The sequence below is a fragment of the Pseudomonas sp. FW215-R2 genome, from assembly GCF_058789255.1.
Genome location: NZ_JBYTBO010000019.1, coordinates 50,702 through 68,059, shown reverse-complemented (window position 1 = coordinate 68,059; position 17,358 = coordinate 50,702). Strand labels below are relative to the sequence as shown.

15 protein-coding genes are annotated in these 17,358 nt (G+C 60.4%); 3 read left to right on the top strand and 12 right to left on the bottom strand.

All coding sequences use genetic code 11. The features are described 5' to 3' along the window. Positions 1 to 432: 432 nt before the first annotated feature. From AC3WRD_RS23185 to AC3WRD_RS23165, 5 genes are all read right to left on the bottom strand, one after another. Complete coding sequence (locus AC3WRD_RS23185; protein ID WP_102621357.1) at positions 433 to 1,386, bottom strand: D-2-hydroxyacid dehydrogenase family protein; 954 nt, start codon at positions 1,384 to 1,386, stop codon at positions 433 to 435. Between the two features lie 13 nt (positions 1,387 to 1,399). Continuing rightward, entirely contained in the window at positions 1,400 to 2,425 is a 1,026-nt protein-coding gene (locus tag AC3WRD_RS23180; RefSeq protein WP_102621356.1) for an alpha/beta fold hydrolase, read from the bottom strand. 85 nt (positions 2,426 to 2,510) lie between these two features. After that, on the bottom strand, positions 2,511 to 2,945 hold the full coding sequence (locus AC3WRD_RS23175; RefSeq protein ID WP_102621355.1) for a YqaA family protein: 435 nt from the start codon (positions 2,943 to 2,945) through the stop codon (positions 2,511 to 2,513). Next, positions 2,945 to 3,391, bottom strand: coding sequence for a DUF411 domain-containing protein (locus AC3WRD_RS23170; RefSeq protein ID WP_096820280.1), 447 nt, complete (start codon positions 3,389 to 3,391; stop codon positions 2,945 to 2,947). The genes AC3WRD_RS23175 and AC3WRD_RS23170 overlap by 1 nt, the downstream gene beginning before the upstream one ends. A gap of 157 nt (positions 3,392 to 3,548) precedes the next feature. Next, positions 3,549 to 5,540 carry a methyl-accepting chemotaxis protein gene (locus tag AC3WRD_RS23165; RefSeq protein ID WP_096820281.1) on the bottom strand — a complete coding sequence of 664 codons (1,992 nt, stop codon included), beginning with the start codon at positions 5,538 to 5,540 and terminating at the stop codon, positions 3,549 to 3,551. 381 nt (positions 5,541 to 5,921) lie between these two features. On the opposite strand from AC3WRD_RS23165, the gene AC3WRD_RS23160 reads away from it, so the two are divergent. Then, on the top strand, positions 5,922 to 6,455 hold the full coding sequence (locus AC3WRD_RS23160) for a hypothetical protein (RefSeq protein ID WP_096820282.1): 534 nt from the start codon (positions 5,922 to 5,924) through the stop codon (positions 6,453 to 6,455). A gap of 48 nt (positions 6,456 to 6,503) precedes the next feature. Here AC3WRD_RS23160 and AC3WRD_RS23155 read toward each other — a convergent pair whose 3' ends face one another. The 6 genes from AC3WRD_RS23155 to AC3WRD_RS23130 form a co-directional block, all read right to left on the bottom strand. Continuing rightward, positions 6,504 to 7,430: a GNAT family N-acetyltransferase gene (locus AC3WRD_RS23155; RefSeq protein ID WP_102621354.1), complete on the bottom strand. Its 927-nt coding sequence runs from the start codon at positions 7,428 to 7,430 to the stop codon at positions 6,504 to 6,506. Further along, positions 7,430 to 8,719 carry a phenylacetate--CoA ligase family protein gene (locus AC3WRD_RS23150; RefSeq protein ID WP_102621353.1) on the bottom strand — a complete coding sequence of 430 codons (1,290 nt, stop codon included), beginning with the start codon at positions 8,717 to 8,719 and terminating at the stop codon, positions 7,430 to 7,432. Before AC3WRD_RS23150 ends, AC3WRD_RS23155 begins: the two co-directional genes overlap by 1 nt. Then, a complete protein-coding gene (locus tag AC3WRD_RS23145; RefSeq protein ID WP_102621352.1) occupies positions 8,703 to 11,153 on the bottom strand; it encodes an aldehyde dehydrogenase family protein in 2,451 nt (816 codons plus the stop codon). The genes AC3WRD_RS23150 and AC3WRD_RS23145 overlap by 17 nt, the downstream gene beginning before the upstream one ends. A gap of 1 nt (position 11,154) precedes the next feature. Then, entirely contained in the window at positions 11,155 to 12,285 is a 1,131-nt protein-coding gene (locus AC3WRD_RS23140; protein ID WP_102621351.1) for a LuxE/PaaK family acyltransferase, read from the bottom strand. A gap of 9 nt (positions 12,286 to 12,294) precedes the next feature. Then, positions 12,295 to 13,548 carry an MdfA family multidrug efflux MFS transporter gene (locus AC3WRD_RS23135; protein WP_102621350.1) on the bottom strand — a complete coding sequence of 418 codons (1,254 nt, stop codon included), beginning with the start codon at positions 13,546 to 13,548 and terminating at the stop codon, positions 12,295 to 12,297. A gap of 263 nt (positions 13,549 to 13,811) precedes the next feature. Continuing rightward, positions 13,812 to 13,952 (bottom strand): hypothetical protein, encoded by a 141-nt coding sequence (locus tag AC3WRD_RS23130; RefSeq protein WP_170929569.1) that lies wholly within the window; start codon positions 13,950 to 13,952, stop codon positions 13,812 to 13,814. 157 nt (positions 13,953 to 14,109) lie between these two features. Between AC3WRD_RS23130 and AC3WRD_RS23125 the strand changes: the two genes are divergently transcribed. Continuing rightward, entirely contained in the window at positions 14,110 to 14,298 is a 189-nt protein-coding gene (locus AC3WRD_RS23125; RefSeq protein WP_096820288.1) for a hypothetical protein, read from the top strand. An 18-nt stretch (positions 14,299 to 14,316) separates the two neighbouring features. Here the strand turns inward: AC3WRD_RS23125 and AC3WRD_RS23120 are convergent, their stop codons facing one another. Then, positions 14,317 to 14,694 (bottom strand): fe2+ zn2+ uptake regulation protein, encoded by a 378-nt coding sequence (locus AC3WRD_RS23120; RefSeq protein ID WP_085731113.1) that lies wholly within the window; start codon positions 14,692 to 14,694, stop codon positions 14,317 to 14,319. Positions 14,695 to 14,992: 298 nt separating this feature from the next. Between AC3WRD_RS23120 and pvdQ the strand changes: the two genes are divergently transcribed. After that, positions 14,993 to 17,335 carry a bifunctional acylase PvdQ gene (gene pvdQ / locus AC3WRD_RS23115; RefSeq protein WP_102621349.1) on the top strand — a complete coding sequence of 781 codons (2,343 nt, stop codon included), beginning with the start codon at positions 14,993 to 14,995 and terminating at the stop codon, positions 17,333 to 17,335. Positions 17,336 to 17,358: the final 23 nt, after the last annotated feature.

Genomic DNA, 17,358 nt, shown 5'->3' with positions numbered 1-17,358 from the left:
AGCAAACGCTACCCAACACGCGCAAGCAGAATGGGTGAAGAGGCCATTGCAAGGAATGAACCAGTCGCCTTGGCCTTGTCTTTCAGATGACCCGTCGCGATCAGCAAAAGTTTCGACAAAATTTCCACATTGTGACCGACCGGTTTCGCCCCGCGAAAACCAGTCTAGGCCAGATCCTAGAGCGGGCCAGGGCAATCGGACGAATTGTTCGACAATCTGTTGCAGGCTCACGGAAACCGTGGCTTTGAGCGGGTGATCGCACCGACGAAGTGCATGTTTGAAGGGGCGGACGGTGCAAAACGGTGACCGGCTGGTCACGTTTTCGGGCGCGAGGAAAGTGCGTGTGCACTGTTGCGGTGCGGACAGTTGTGTTGGCGTGCGGTCAGTGGGTGCTGCTTCGCGGGCAGGGGTTGCCCGCGAATCGGAGGAAGGTCAGTTCAGCAGACGAATCGGTTCTCCCGCTGACCAGGCCTGAATGTCCTCGATCATCTGCGAAAAGAACTGCTGATAGTTCTGTCGGCTGACGTATCCGACATGAGGCGTGGCCAGCACATTGTCCAGCGTGCGAAACGGATGCAGCGCCGGCAACGGTTCTTCATCGAACACATCCAGGGCTGCGCCACCGATGCGCTGTTTCTGCAAGGCCTTGATCAGCGCGGCTTCGTCGACAATCGGCCCGCGCGCCGTGTTGACCAGCAGGGCGGTTGGCTTCATCCAGTCCAGCGCCTGAGCATCGACCAGGCCACGACTGCGGTCGCTGAGCACCAGGTGCACCGACAAAACGTCAGCCTGTTCGAACAATTGCTGCTTGCTGACATAGGTGACACCGGCCTGTTCGGCGCGCTCGGCGGTCAGGTTCTCGCTCCAGGCGATCACCCGCATGCCGAACACCTGACCGAACTGCGCCACCCGTTGGCCGATACTGCCGAGCCCGAGAATGCCCAGGGTCTTGCCGTGCAGGTCGCCGCCCAGACCTTGCTGCCATTGGCCGGCACGCAGGGCGTTGGCCTCGTTCACCAGGTTGCGGGTGGCGGCCATGATCAGCGCCCAGGTCAGTTCCGGCGCAGCATGCTTATAGCTGTCGGTGCCGCAGACCTTGATCCCGAGCCGGGCAGCGGCCGGCATGTCCAGCGCTGCATTGCGCATGCCGCCGGTGACCAGCAGCTTGAGGTTCGGCAAACGCTTGAGCAGGTCTTCATCGAAGCGCGTGCGTTCGCGCATCACGCAAATCACCTGGAACCGCCCGAGGCGTTCGGCCAGCGTGGCGTTGTCCGCCGGGTAATCATGGACGAAGGTCACTTCGCCGAGACTGTCGAGCACCGACCAGTCGACCACATCACGCGCGACGTCCTGCCAGTCATCGATCACCGCAATCTGCACCGCCATCAGCCTTGACTCCTCAACGAACGGGATTGGTTTTGTTCAGCCAGCCGAGCAGCGCCTGATGGAACTGCGTCGGCTCTTCCATCTGCGGGGCATGGCCCATGCCGGGGAATTCCACCAATGTGGACTGCGGAATCAGTTTGGCGACCTGTTTGCCCAACACGTCGTAGTGGCCGATTTTCGCTTTCACCTCGGGTGGCGCAATGTCCTTGCCGATGGCTGTGGTGTCGGAGGTGCCGATCAGCAACAGGGTCGGCATCTTCAGGTCCTTGAACTCGTAGTACACCGGCTGGGTGAAGATCATGTCGTAGATCAGCGCCGAGTTCCATGCGACCTGAGTCTTGCCCGGCCCATTGCTCAGGCCGGCGAGCATGTCGACCCAGCGGTCGAATTCGGGTTTCCAGCGACCGCCGTAATAGGTGCTGCGCTCGTAGTCGCGGATGCCTTGGGCGGTGACTTTCAGTTCGCGCTGATACCACTGGTCAACGCTGCGATACGGTACGCCAAGGGCTTTCCAGTCTTCGAGACCGATCGGGTTGACCAGCGCCAATTGCTCGACCTGATCCGGGTATTGCAGGGCGTAGCGGGTGGCCAGCATGCCGCCGGTGGAGTGGCCGAGCAGGGTGGCTTTCTGAATGCCCAGCGCCTTGAGCAATTGCTGGGTGTTGGCCGCCAGTTGCTGGAAGGTGTACTGGTAGTGATCGGGTTTGCTGGAGGTGCAGAAGCCGATCTGATCTGGCGCAACCACCCGGTAACCGGCCTCGCTCAGGGCCTGGATCGAACTGTCCCAGGTGGCGCCGCAAAAATTCTTGCCGTGCATCAGCACCACGGTGCGCCCGTTGGCCTTGCCGTGGGCGGCGACGTCCATGTAACCCATCTGCAATGATTTGCCCTGGGACTGAAAGGCAAAATGCTTGAGGGTGTAGGGATAGTCGAAACCTTGCAGTTCCGGGCCGTATTGCGGGCCTTCGGCGTGAGCAAACAGGGGCAGGGCAGCGGTCAGCAACAGGCCGGGCAGCCAGCGGGTCAGCGACACAGACATGAGACAACTCCACAGGAAATCGGCCGATGCTGGAACGGCCGGATTAGGGCGACGTTAAACACAGGCAATGCCCGCGCCTGATCGTTCAACCGAGCCAACCCAGCGTGAGCATTGCCAGCACCGCATAACGGGCGCCTTTGGCCAGGGTGACGATCAACAGGAATCGCCCGAGCGGTTCACGCATGACCCCGGCGATCAGCGTCAGGGGATCACCGATGACCGGTAACCAGCTGAGCAGCAGCGACCAGTGACCATAACGTTGATAGTGGATGCGAGCGCGGGCCATGTGCTTCGGGCTGACCGGAAACCAGCGCCGACCCTGAAACCGCTCCAGTCCTCGCCCCAGCCACCAGTTGACCAGCGAACCGAGGACATTGCCCAGCGTCGCCACCGCCAGCAGCCCCCACAGCCAATAGCGATCGCTGACCAGCAGCCCGACCAGCACCGCTTCCGATTGCAGCGGCAGCAGTGTGGCGGCGCCAAACGCGGCGAAGAACAGCCCGATGTAACCCGCTGTCATCAATGGGCCGGGTAATCCGCCACCACCACATCAGCCCCATCCTTTTTCAGGCCGATGACTTGATAGGCATCGCTCATACCGTCCATTTCCATGCCCGGCGAGCCCATCGGCATCCCCGGTGCCGCCACGCCAAGCAGATCGTCACGCTTGCTCAGCGCCAGCACTTGTTCGGCGGGGACGTGACCTTCGACGAATTTGCCGTTGATGATTGCGGTGTGGCAGGACGCCAGACGTGGTGGCACGCCGTGTTGTTGCTTGAAGCTGCTCATGTCGGCTTCAACGTGATCCTCGACCTTGAAACCGTTGGCTTCCAGGTGGCTGATCCACTTTTTGCAGCAGCCGCAGTTGGCGTCGCGATGGACTTCGATCGGGATGAGGTCGGCGGCTTGCGCCAGGGAGGAGATGAATAGCGCGCTCAGGGCGGCCAGACGCAGGTGGTTTCGCATGGAGGGCTCTCGGCTCGGGGTAAAAAAAACGCATTTTGACCGGAATTTTCCGCCCGGCATCAACGGAGTGTTTCCAAGTAATACAAGGCGGGTTGCCAGCATGATCGTAGATCAAGGCTGACAGCCCGCTGAGCGAGAGATGACAGATCTGTCAGGATCAGCGCACCTTGAACCGGCCCATGATCGCGCCGACCCGGCTGTTGGCTTCCAGCAACTGTCGGGTGTTGAGCTCGCTGGCCTGACCACTTTGCACCAGTTCATCGACCATGTGACGGATCTGCACCATGCTGCGGTTGATCTCTTCGGTGACGGCGCTTTGCTGTTCGGCGGCGGTGGCAATCTGCGTGCTGAGGCTGTTGATGTGGCTGACCGAGCCGGCCATCTCGTCGAGGCCGCTGTTGACTCGCGCCGTGGCGTCGGCGGCCGACTGGCAACTGGCCTGGGTGTTTTCCATGGCGCTGACCGACGAACTCACGCCCTGGGTCAGACGGGTCAACATTTCGTTGATTTCCGAGGTGCTGGCCTGGGTGCGAGCGGCGAGGGCGCGTACTTCGTCGGCCACCACCGCAAAGCCGCGGCCCTGCTCACCGGCGCGGGCGGCTTCGATGGCGGCGTTCAGCGCCAGCAGGTTGGTCTGGCCGGCAATGGCGCCAATCACCCCGAGAATCTCGGTGATGCGCTGCGCGTCCTGTTGCATGCTTTCGACCTTGTGCGTGGCGCTGGCCACTTCGTCGATCAGCGCGACCACGCTGCTCGACGCTTCGCCGACCACCACCCGCGAACGGTCGGCGTTTTCGTTGGCGCGCTGGGTGAAGGCGGCGGTTTCTGCCGCGTTCTGCGCGACGCTTTCAGCGGTCGAACTCATCTCGTTGATCGCGGTGACGGTCTGGTCGGTTTCCGAGGCGTGGCGCAGCAGGATCTGGCTGGTGTGCGCCGACGTACGTTGCAGGTTGTCGAGGCTCGAGGCCATGGCGCCGGTGGCCTGGGTGACTTCGCCGATCATGTTCTGCAGATAGGCAATGAAGGTGTTGACCGAGTGACCGATCGCGCCGAGTTCGTCTTCGGCGCGGATGGTGATGCGGCGGGTCAGGTCGGCATCGCCGCTGGACAGCAGATCGATGTTGGCTTTCAGGGCCTTCATGCGCTGGATCAATTGGCGGATCGCATAGACCTGCCACAGCACCAGCAGGATCACCAGCGGGATCTGCAACAGGCTGAGTGTGCTGAGCACGTCATCGCGCTGGGCGGTGATCAATTTGGTCGGCAGGGCGGTGGCGAGGAACCAAGGCGTGCCTTCGATCGGGCGCATGAAGAAGGTGCTGGCTTCACCGTTGTTGTCGAACTCGACGCGCTGGGCCTGATCACGCTGCTGCAAGCCAGCCTTTACCTGACTCGCGAAAGGTGAACTGCCAGCCAGCTCGCTGATGTTTTTCAGCACGATCGGGCCATTGATGCGCGAACTGTTGCTGATGATTTTGCCGTCGGCCTCGACGATCAGCATTTCGGCACTGAGGTCTTTTTCCTTGCGCGCCACCAGGTCGTTGAAGAAGCCCAGCGTCACGTCGATGGTCGATACACCCCAGGTCGTGCCGTTCTTCTGAATGGCCATGGCGCAGTTGGTGCGTGGCTCGGCGCTGGCATCGTCTTTATAGGCGGCGGCCCAGGCGCATTGGCCGCGCGGTGTCTGCAGGCCGCCCTTGTACCAGCTCTGGTCGTAATAGTTGGGCGCTGCGTCGCTGTTCCAGAAGGTGTTCACGGCGAGTTTGCCGGAGCTGTCGCGATGCCAGAAGGTGCTGAACTTGTTGCGTCCCGCCTCACGCTGACCGGGCAGTGGCCAGATACCACCGCCAAATACTTTCAATTCACCGTACTGGTCCACCAGCCCCGGCAGCACCGTATCGATGGCGGCACTGTCGAGCAGCGGGATGGTCTGGGTGATGCTGCGTTGCTGCGATTGAACCTTGTTCAGTTCGCCCTGGATCTGCTCGGCGACCTCGGCAATGCGGTTGAGCACCACCTGCTCTTCGGTATGACGCAGTTTCGGCGCGACCAACTGGCTGATGCCTACCACGGTCAGGACCGACAGCAACAGGATAAATAGAACCAGAAACAGCGTGTAGCGAGCCTGAATGGTACGGAATGCGGGCATGGAGACCGGTCCTTGAGCAGCGTTTCTTATTAGGGGCGAGGAGTAAAACAGTAGGGGTATCCCTTACGTATCGTCGCGGCGCGAGGAAGCTTTAGGTACTCACGTGCTAAAAAGTTTTGAAACGCTGACCGGCAAGTAACAGATCCGACACATGCAAACTAACCAGCCCGTTCGTTAGAGTAAAAAGCCGATTTTCGCCGGACTGGCCAAGCGGCTCTGGCTCAATATCTGCGGGGCTTGCAGTGCTTTGTATCGAGAATGTACAAAATTTGTAAAAAAGTGAAAAACAGATTGGTGACATCAGTTTGCCGGCCGATACTCCGGGCAACTCAAGACGTTCCACAAGGATATTTTCATGTTCTTTTCGCAAGGAGCACGCTCATGACCGTTGGTTATACCGGCGCGTGGCAGCCCAAGGCAGGTTTGCTGGTTCGAGATGCAGGGAGCTCGGGCAAACCGGTTTCTCAAAGCGTGAAGGTCAAGCAGATGCTGGCCCTGGTCGGCAACGACCCCACCGTTCTCAACACGGCGGAAATGGACAAGCAGCGTTTGCACAAGAACATCAAGGGGTTCGATCCGGAAAACGTCACTCCCAAGCAATTGGGCAAACTGACTGACTTCCTGCGCAGCCGGGGCCTCATTTCCGAAGTGACCTCGATGACGCTGCTCAATGCCGGTGACAAGTTCGATCGTTTCGGCATTCAGAAAGACCCGGATGCCAAGTTCAATGCGCTGGAATATTTCGCCACGCAACTGGACACCATCAACAACAACAGCCTCAAGGGCAACAAGTACGCCAATACGTTGATCCCGGAGTACAAGAAAGCCATTTATGTGCTGCAGAGCCTGAAAACCTACGGACAGGGCGGTGAACGTCCGCCTCCGACCGACAAAGGCGTCAGCGCCAAGGCTTGATCGCGTAAAACCAGGCCCTCCGATGCGCAGGGCCTGGGCATTCTTGCGTTACACGGACGATGATGGCTTGGCAATGAGCGATTGCAGGTCGTCATGCAGCCGCTGCATCTGCGGGCAAATCAGCGTCAACGCCGGTGGCCTGGCGCCACGATGAAACAACGCCAGCCAGCCAGCTCCTCTCTCATCCGGCACCAGCCCGGTGAACACGAATCCTGCCGTCGTCAGCAAGTGAAAAGCGCTTGCGAATTCCTTTGCCAGCCTGAGCCTGACTGAAATGAGCCAATGCGCCGGCAGTTCCTGCAACTGCTTGAGCAAGCCGCCATCGAGCTCTTTGAAAATGCCTTCATACCGGTTCAATTGTTGTTCCAGCTGTACTGGTTCGCCCACCCAGGGCGCGGCCTTGTCCTGTGTTCCGAACACGCTGCACATCTGCCTCATGAAATCCCGGCAGCTTTCGGGCCACGCCTGGGTCGGGAGCGGGCGTCGGTTATCGTCGACAGGCGTGTAACCGATGACCAGCGATTCCCGCGCCGAGGCATTGAACGGAGACGGGACATGGTCGGGCAGCCATCCGACACTCTGAAAGCCGAGACTGGCTGCCATGCGCTGTGTGTAGGGATGGCCGGTGACCTGTTTGATCGTCACGCCCCGGTATCCCAGCGCTTGCGCATGAATCAACAGCTGCCGTCCCAGGCGAGTGGCAATGTTCTGACCTCGGGTTTCGGGGGCAACTACGCTCAATGCCAGCTCGGCGATGTGCGATCCCTTGGCACGAATCAAGGTCGCGTGTCCCAGCATTTGATCTTCGGCGACGGCGACCAGAGAGTGCCAGCGACCCAGCGCATGGTTGCGATCGATCATGCAGGGCAGATAGACGTGAGGCTGGGCGTAAAGATCGCCGTAGGTTTTTCGGAACAGGTTGCTCACGGCCACAGCGTCGCTGTTGCGGTAACTGCGCAGGGTAACTGTTTCCATCAGCGGTGTTCCATGGGCGGGCTGTCGTAGACGCGCAGATCCAGTACGCGCTGGCGTTTGCCGGAGCGCGGATGGCGTGACAGGTCCTGAACCGTGCAGCAGTGAATCTCCACGTCCAGCAAGTGATCGGCATTGAGTTGTTCGATCAACGGGTAGTGTTCAATCAACGCGTGGTGCAGCCTCCGGTCGGTGTCTGCCGAAGCAGGTTGCACAGCGTCCGGAGCCCATTTCAGGCGCAGGATGTCTTTCGTTCCGGCCTGTTCGATCACCAGTTGCCAATCGTCACTGCCGGTGAGGCGTTGCACCGTATCGCCGATTTCATCGGGCAGCAGTGTCAGGATTCCCACTCTGACTCGCTGGCTGTCGGCGCTGCGGCCCATCAGCGCGAATTTGCGCGTGGGCGTTCGCTCGAGTTCTCGCCAACAGGCGCGGTCGCCGACCGGGTAACGAATCAGCGGCATCAACCGCCGGGTGAGATTGGTCATCACCAGGCGGCCTGTGCGATCGCATTCTTCGATTACCTCACCGGTTTGTTCGTCGAGGATCTCCAGCACGCTGTGGCCCTGCGCCATCCGGTGTTCACCCAGGGCGCAGTCGCGATGACTGGCGCCGATAAAGCCGGCATCGACGCTGGCATACCCCATGGAGGCGACGCGTACATTGGGGAACACCCGGCCGAGCAGTTGCAACTGCGCCGGGAACAGGCTTTCACCGCCGTAGAGCAGGCATTCGATGCACTCCAGCCGGCGTCCCTGATGTTCCAGCCACGCGGCGAAGGTCAACAAATGGGCCGGTAAACCGGCCAGTACATTGATCCGATGCCGGGAAATCGAATCGGCCAGCACGGTCGACTCGACATGGCCGGTGAAAGGGAATTCCACGACACCCGGCTCGACATGCGCCAGCACATCGTGAGTGAAGATGAAACTGGCATACAGGTCGCCGACAAAAAACAGGTTGGCGACCCGATCGCCCTTGTTCAGTTGCCCGGTGAGGCTGCGACCGAAATCCTCCACCAGCGTTTGCCATTCCCGCCGCTCGAAGACCGACAGTTTGCCATCGCTGGTGGTCCCTCCGGTTTTGAACACCAGTGCGTTGCCCAGGCTTGCGGTCAATACCGGCCAGCGGTCAAGGTCCTGGCTGCCTTTCCAGTAGTGCGCGGGGTCAATCACGGGTAAATCGGTCAGTGCCGTTACCTGCTCGGGGACGCTGGCAAAGTGGCTGGCGTAAAAGCTTGAATGCTGACGCGCAAAAGCGACCAGCTCCTGCAATTCAATCCTTGGGATCATGGTGTGCTCCTTGCAGAACGGAGGAGGCGCGGGCTCCTCGGTTATCGATCAGCAGCGGCGTCTTGCCGCTGTGTTTGTTTCGGGTGAACCGGTCGATGGCGCAGACCTGCGCGTCCACTGTCAGCAGCCCGGTCTGCACAAGGGTTGCCAGCGTCGGGTAACCCAGCAGTCGGCGATGCACGTCCTGGGGTTCGAGCACACTTAGAAATTTCATGCATTCCAGTCCGTCGGGGGCATGTTCGAGGATCACCTGAAACTCGGTCTGCAGGTGCTGCGCCAGTTCCGAGAGGCAGATGAAATCGGTGCCGATGCGCACCAGCCTGCCGTGGCGCTGAAGCAGTTCGAAGCGCGGCGTCTGCAGACCACAGCCACACCGTCCGGGCACCCAGCGGCCGCTGTCGCCGACGTCATAACGCTGAACGTCCTGACCTTCTCGAGCGAGGGAGGTGAACACCAGGCGACCGGTCTCGTTGTCACGCACTGGCTGGTCGGTTTCGAACGCGACAATTTCCAGGTGCTGGATATCGCTCAAAAGATGAAACACACCGTCGCCGCTGGCTGAACACGCGTGACCGAGCGGTCCGGCGTCGACGCTGCCGTAGATCGCCGAGCGGATCAGGCTGACGCCGCAGTCTTGCAGCAACTGCCGGCTCTGCTCGCCGAGGTGTTCGCCGCCGAGAAATACTTTTTCGACCCCGCCATAGGTGCGCAGACGCGTTTGTTCGTTGAGGAACAAACGGTGCAGGGTGCTTGGCATGCCGATCAGCGTGTTCACCTGCTGATCGACGATCAATTGCGCAATCTCCCGGTAGTCATCATCGGCCGGGGCACCCATCGGCAGGTGAGTGACGTCCAGTTGCTCCAGTACTTTGGAGAAACTGAAAAAACCGCCATACAGACCGCCACTGAAAAACAGGTTCATCACCCGGTCCCGACGTGGATCGAGACCCGCTGCAAACAGACCATCGGCTGTAGCGCGCATCTGTTGGCGAAAGTCCCGATAACTGAAACCAGACAAGGCCGGCACGCCGCTGCTGCCGCCGGAACGGAAATACAGTTGGGCCGAAGCGTTGATCGGGCGGGCGATGAACGCTTCCTTGCTCATGATCGGCAGGTTCATCACACGGGGCGCAATGCCTGAGCCATTGAGCGTGGCGTGGGAGGGCAGTTTTGTCGGCGACAGACTGACCGAGACTCGCCGGCTCAGGCGTTGCAGGGCATAGACGCCGTCGTGAGGTTCGCCGTCGTAGCCATCGTGAATCGCTTCCGTCGGAGCAACCCGGGTGACGCCGGCGGTGATCAGCAGCTGTGAAAGCTCTGCAATCTGCTGCTCCGGGCAGATCAGGGCGCAGCTTTGCAGCACGTTTCGCCATGGCATCAGGGTCTCGATCACCCGTGTGTGCGGCAGTGGCTTGAGCAGCAGGCTGCGAAACAGTGGCGAAGGCTTCAATGGTCGGTCATGGGTCCAGATCACCCGCCAGCCCGGTGCTGTCCAGACCTCGCCAGCCACTTCGGCGAAACTGTGTGCGAGCCTGGCCATGGCGGTGTCGGTGGTGATTTGCGAGGCTTCCTGAATCGTTGGCAGCAATGCCGGCCATTGTCCGGCGCGGCGTTCGAATGCTTTGGCCAGACCCTCACCGATACCGCGTAGTACGGTCTCATCGTCGCTGTCCACCAACAACCATTGCGGGCTCGAGCACGCTTGCTGATCGAGTCGGCAGACTTCGTCCACCACGGCGTCCAGCGCCTGAGGTGAGGCGGCGTCCGGTGTCAGATAAACGAAGCTGATGCGATGTCCCCAATCGATCCAGCGGCATCCGGCGGGGATTTGCTGGCGAATCGCTTGGAGTGCCGATTCGCCGCCCCAGGCCGAGACGCCGTTGGCCCATTGGCACAGCTGGCCGATTTGCGCGGTGGTCGCCGGAACGACAGCGACATGCCCTGCGAGTTGGCCGCTGGGGTCGCATTGCGTCAGCGCGTGGAGCAATTGCGCGGTCAGCCCCTGATCGCTGCTGCTGGGACGCAGCCAGTTGACGTTGCCGGCCAGCAGACTTTCGATCACTGCGCAGAACGCCAGAAGTGCCGCGTTACCGGGGGTGATGTGGACCACCAGGCCCAGCGGGCTCCAGCGTTCGAAACGTGGTTGGCGATAGTCGAAGCGCCGCAGTGTAGCGGGTTGAACGCCAAGCTCCCGTTCGAGTTTGCGCCGCAGACCTTGAGGCTGGCAGAACTCGATCAGTGACTCGCGTTGTTCGGCGTCGAGCGGCAGGGTCAGGCTGATGTCGCCCAACCGAAGGGCGAGCGTGGCCGCCGCATGGATGACCGTCTCGCTGTGCAGAGGCGAGTTCAGGCGTTGGGGCAGGGCCTGACGCAACTGATCCAGAGCGGTATCGAATCCGATGTCCGCGTGAAGTTGTCCATTGATCAGGTACATATCAGTGCCTCCCCAAGAGTTCGGACGCCGCCATCGCGCAGCTTCTGCCAGCGGTGGTGGCGGCGCGGCCATGCAGTTCGAACCAGTCGCTGTCCAGACCGCAGCCGCAGCTTGCGCCGGGGTGCAGGGTGGCGAGGTCGCTCATGACCACCGCATGGGCGGGGCTCGAAGAAATGTAGGGCGATACCGCACTCAGTAACCCCGGCCGACCATAGGGCAGGACGGTGAAATCGGATGGGCTACGCACAAATACCTTCGAATAGACCGGCACATGGAAGTGATGGTGAGCGCATTCGAGGTAAGGCACCGGATGCTCGACCGCACCGTAACCGTCGCGGCAGCGGGCGATGTCGATTCCCAATTGCTGGTGGATACGCTCGTAAAGCTTCCGGCGGGGGATCTCCTGCGCGGCGTTGGTTTTCCAGCCGCCACCAAACAGCGCCAGGGAGTCAGTTGCCAGTTGCAGATCGGCCACGCCAGTGGTCTGCATGCGTTGCAGGGTCTGCCAGAGAAATGCAGGAAACCCGAAGATTCGCACCGGCAGGCCTTCTTCGGCAAAAGACTGCAACGCCGAGATGACGCCAAAGCCATCGAACTCGTGACCGTCACCGGTCCGACGCAAGGCATACACCACGCGGTTGACCGGAGCGAACCGGCACAGGAACTGGTCGGTGAACGACGTTCCCAAGGTAATGCTGGCTTCAGGCTCGTAGCTCAGGAGCAAGTAGTTGCACGGCGTTTGCGGACTGTCCCAGCCATAGTGGTGGAAGATCCGTTCGACCATGTATTGGGCGGCGGCCAGACTGCGTTCGTCATAGCGCATGCGGCTTTTCTCGCCGCTGGTGCCTGACGATGTCAGTTCCAGTGCGTCTGCACCGGTCGGGCTGAGCAGTTGTTGCTGTTTGAAGAAACTGGCGAAGATCGGTGGCAGTCGCGACCAGTCGTCGAGGCTGTCCAGATCCGTCACGGTCAGTCCATTGGCGTTCAACCAGTGTTCATACCCGGGGGTGTGTTCACTGTGAAAACGGCTGATTTCGGCCATGGCCTGATCGAAAAACCCCGCCGGTACGGATTCCGGGCAATAGGGTTGCGACAACGCACAGAGCGCGTCGCTGTGGGGGAAATGGAACATCAGGCGTCCTTATTGATGTGTCGAGGAAGCGGTTTCTGCCGGAGGTTCACGCAGAAACCGGTACAAGAGAGGCAGGCTCAGCAGCCCGCCCAGTGCAGCCCAAAGGGCGAAGGAATCGAGGCGGGCACCGCCGACGATTACCGCGATGAGCGAACCGCCGGTGCCCATCACTGCAATCGAGATCATGCCCACTGCGGCAGAGACCAGGCCTTTGCTGTCATCGCTGGAAAACAGCGCCAGTCGATACAGCGCGGCATTGCTCATGCCCAGCCCCACGGCGTACAGCGCGAGGCCTGAAATCAACAAACCAAGGGGTAGGTCTGTCAGAGCACCCGCCAGCAGGGTCAAGAGCCCGAGGCAAAACGGCCAGAGCGCCAGGCGAATCAACTGCACCAATTCGCGCGAGGTCAGCAAACGGTCGAGAATCAGATTGCCGACGATGACCGCCGAAAAGATCGGTATCTGCCACAAGGCGTATTCACGCGTGGACAAGGCAAGCCGCTGGATCAACAGCAGGGGCGAGAGCCCGATCCACGCTATCAACGGCAGGCTCATCAACCCGAGCGCGAGGCTCGCGCCGAGGAACCTCGGGTTGCGCAGCAGGGCCAGGTATCGACGAAATGTCTGTCGCCACGACAACGGAATCGGCGCCTGCTGGCCGCCGTCTCGGCGAACGACCCCGATGGTTTCCGGCATGCAGACGTAGAGCCCGGCCCACGCGATGGCAGCGACCAGGCCCAGGGCCAGGAACAGTTCGCGCCAGCTCAGCCATTCCAGCAACAGGCTGCCCAACAACGGGCCAAGCAGCGGCGACAGCAGCGCAACGTTGCCCAGCAGCGCCATGAGCCGCACGGCATCCGCCTCACAGAACACTTCCTGGAGCGCGGGATAGCTGACAGCCACCACGAATCCCAGTCCCATGCCTTGCAGAAGCCGTAATGCATTGAAGGCTTCAATGCCGGGCGTGGCGATTGCAGCCAGACAGGTCATCGCAAAGAGCGCACAACCGATGAGCAACAAGGGGCGCCGGCCAAACCGGTCGGACAGTGGTCCGATGAGCCATTGCAGGCAGACGCCTCCGAGCAGGTACAGGTTGAACGCGTTGGGGATATGCCGTGGATCAGCCTCGAGGTCTGCGGTGACGTTGAGCATGGCCGGCATGATCATGTCGCTGGCCATGTAGGTCAGCCACTCGAACAGCGTGATGGCTAGACAGAAGCCAAGCGTTTTTAGTGGCGGGATATCGATGAGTGTTCTTTGCATGCGCTTCCATGGCCTTCAAAGGGGAGAGCGCAAAGGGTAGGGGCGAGAGGTGGATGTTCCTACGCCGCCGCTGCGACGTGGTATGTCGCAGGTTTGCAGGGTATTGCCGAAGGCGGATTGCTTACTGCTGCGGGTGAAATGTCCGACATTTTGATAGGGGATATATACGGAAAATGCCCACATCATCGTGGGCATTTTTTACGGGTGCTCAATCAAATGTTGCATTTGAAGAAGCGGATATGAGAGTTGTTCGAATGTCGGATTTATCGATGTTGGTAGTAGCCTGGTCCGGGCGCGCCATAATAGCGATGGTCGCCATGCCAGCCGCCGTGGGGGAAAATGATACAGCCGCTCAGCGTGAGCAGCGCCAATACAGGAATCAGCCAGGTGATTCGACGCAGCATTTCAAAAGTCCTCATGGTTAACGCCGCATGGAGCCAAAGCTCTTCATCGGCTGTAACATGAGACCCCGTTTGCAGCGGCGCATCCCCGTGACACGGTATGCCCATGGCATGAAAGTCGATACAAACCCGATACATTTCAAAGTTTCAGGAATTCGCAATGACTCAGTCGCAACGTTTGAAATACTCGATTCTGATCGCCCTCACCGTACTGGCGATCATGTTCGGCCTGTCCTGGATGCAGAACGCCGGGATGATCAGCGAAAAAGTGTTCCAGTACATCGCCATTGGCGTGGCGGTGGTCGTGGTGGTGATCAACGGGGTGATGCGCCGCAAGGTCAAACCCTGACGGCGCTCCAGAAGGGGCTCAATCGCTATTGAGGACGGCGGCAGCCTGTGGATGCAGGCTGTAGCTCTTGTCGGCGTTGAAGGTGATCACACCTTCGGCGCACAGGCGCTTCAACACTTCGCGCACGCTGAGAAAAGACAGCGGAATGCCCAGTTCCAGTAATTGGCTGTGAACACCGCGCACACCCAGACTGCGCTCGCTCTGGGCGGCGACCAGCAAGGCATCGATGACTTTCAGGCGAATCAGGCTGGTGCGCAGGCCGAAGCTCTTGAGCAGCAGTCGAATACGTTCATTGCCGTGGCGCTCGGCTCGTTGTCCGAATACGCTGGCGTGCGAACCCATGGAAGCTCCTTGTGGTGCCTGGCTACCGTCCGATGGTAGTTGCGGGTTGTACATGCGATTACTCCTTTTCAGAGCCTGATCAGGAAGGGTTACGGGTGCTCTCTCTAAACAAGACGTATCAGCCCGACAAATCATGAAGCGAAAAATGTAGAAAATTTGTCGTTGATTCGTCCTTTCTCCGTGATCCGGGCTCGAAACGGGCTTGTGACTGACTAAATTTTTCCCCCCGGCTTCGTTTTCTGGAAAGGCTCATTGCGCGTGGACGCGTGGGTGATTTCAGGGCGTAGCCGCTGCGCACGTATTCGAACAGGGTGCGCGGCTGCGCTCTTGGGTATTTCGATCAGGAGCGAGCGTGATTATTTCCAGGCAGTTAACCGGACTGACCCTAGCCGGCATGTTTCTCGGGCTAAGTCTGTCGGCGCATGCGTTCAGTCCTTCCACCCAGGCCGGGGCCGATATCCGTCGCACGAGTTTTGGTGTGCCGCATATCCGCGCGGAAAACGAGCGTGGCCTCGGATTCGGCATCGGTTATGCCTATGCGCAGGACAATCTGTGCCTGCTGGCCAACGAAATCGTGACCGTCAACGGCGAACGCTCGAGGTACTTCGGGCCGGATCAGGTCACCGTCGAAGAGCGCGAAAACCGCGTCAGTGACGTGTTCTTCCAGTGGCTCAATACCCCGCAAGCGGTGAATGCCTTCTGGCAGGCGCAGCCGGTCGAAGTCCGAGATCTGGTGCAAGGTTATGCCGCCGGCTACAACCGGTATCTGGCCGAGCGCCGCCAGCAAGGGCTGCCGCAACAGTGCCAGGGCGAATGGGTGCGCGATATTGCAGCCGAAGACCTGGTGAAGCTGACGCGTCGGTTGCTCGTCGAGGGTGGCGTCGGTCAGTTCGCCGAAGCACTGGCAGGCGCCACGCCGCCACAAGCCACTGCGCAAAACGACAGCCACGCCCGCGCTTATGACCTCGCCGCCGCACGCCTGCAACGCTTCGCCCTGGACCGTGGCAGCAACGCGGTGGCGGTGGGCAGCGAGCGTTCCTTCAACGGTCGTGGAATGCTGCTGGCGAACCCGCATTTTCCGTGGGTCGGCGGCATGCGTTTCTATCAGATGCACCTGACCATTCCCGGCAAACTGGATGTGATGGGTGCGGCGCTGCCGGGCCTGCCGATGATCAACATCGGTTTCAACCAGCACCTGGCCTGGACCCACACGGTCGACTCGTCCAAGCACTTCACTTTGTATCGCCTGCAACTCGATCCGAACGATCCGACCCGCTATGTGCTCGATGGCAAATCGTTGCCGCTGAACAAGCAAACGGTGACGGTGCAGGTCAAACAGGCGGACGGGCAGGTGACGCCGGTATCGCGTGATATCTACAGCTCGCAATTCGGCCCGATCGTGCAGTGGCCGGGCAAGCTCGACTGGGACCATCAGTACGCCTACAGCCTGCGCGATGCCAACCTCGACAACGACCGGGTGTTGACGCAGTGGTACGCGATGAACCGTGCAGGCAACCTCAAGGATCTGCAGGACTCGGTGCACAAGATTCAGGGTATCCCGTGGGTCAACACCCTGGCCGTGGATGACAAGGGTCAGACGCTGTACATGAACCTGTCGGTGGTGCCGAACGTCAGTGCCGCCAAACTGGCCCAGTGCAGCGATCCGCGTATCGGCCTGAAAATGATCGTGCTCGACGGCGCCAACAGCGCCTGCGCCTGGGACATCGATCCGCAAGCCGCGCAAAAAGGCATTTACGCGTCCAGTCAATTGCCGCAATTGTTGCGCAAGGATTTCGTCCAGCACTCCAACGATTCGGCGTGGCTGGCCAACCCGGCGCAACCGCTGACTGGTTTCTCGCCGCTGATCAGCCAGGAGGGCCAGCCACTGGGGCTGCGCTCGCGTTTTGCACTGGATCGTCTGGCGACCCTGAGCAAAAAAGGTTCGGTGTCGGTGCAGGACCTGCAACACATGGTGATGGATGATCAGGTGTTTCTGGCCGCTCAAGTGCTGCCGGATCTGCTGAAATTCTGTGCATCGCCAGGCGGCGCCGAGGCCGCGTTGAAATCGGTGTGCAGCGGTCTCAAGGCCTGGGACGGTCGCGCGAACCTGGATTCGGGAATGGGCCTGGTGCATTTCCAGACCATCATGCAAGCCTTGCAGGAATCGCCGGATGTCTGGCGCGTGGCGTTCGATCCGAAGGACGCGCAGCACACGCCGCGCGGACTGGCGACTGAAAAGCCCGAAGTGGCCAAGGCGTTGCGCGAAGCGATGCTGGCGTCCGCCGAATCGGCCAGCAAAATGGGCCTGACCGCACAAACCCGCTGGGGTGATGTCCAGGTGGTCAGCAGTGGTGGTCAGCAGACGCCGATCCATGGCGGGCCAGGGACATTGGGCATCTACAACGCAATCCAGAGCGTGCCGCGTGAAGACGGCAAGCTGGAAGTGGTCAGCGGCACCAGTTACCTGCAAGTGGTGACGTTCGACGACAAGGGGCCGCACGCTCAGGGCCTGCTTGCGTTCTCGCTGTCCAGCGATCCCGCGTCGAAATACTCGCGGGATCAGACAGAAGCCTTCTCGAAGAAACAGTGGAGTGCACTGCCTTTCACCGAACAGCAGATCAAGGCTGACCCGCAGTATCAGGTGCAAAGTGTGCGTGAAGAACTGGATAAAACGGGGAAAGTGGCGGCGCAGTAATTAGTCGTCAGAACGTTGCGACA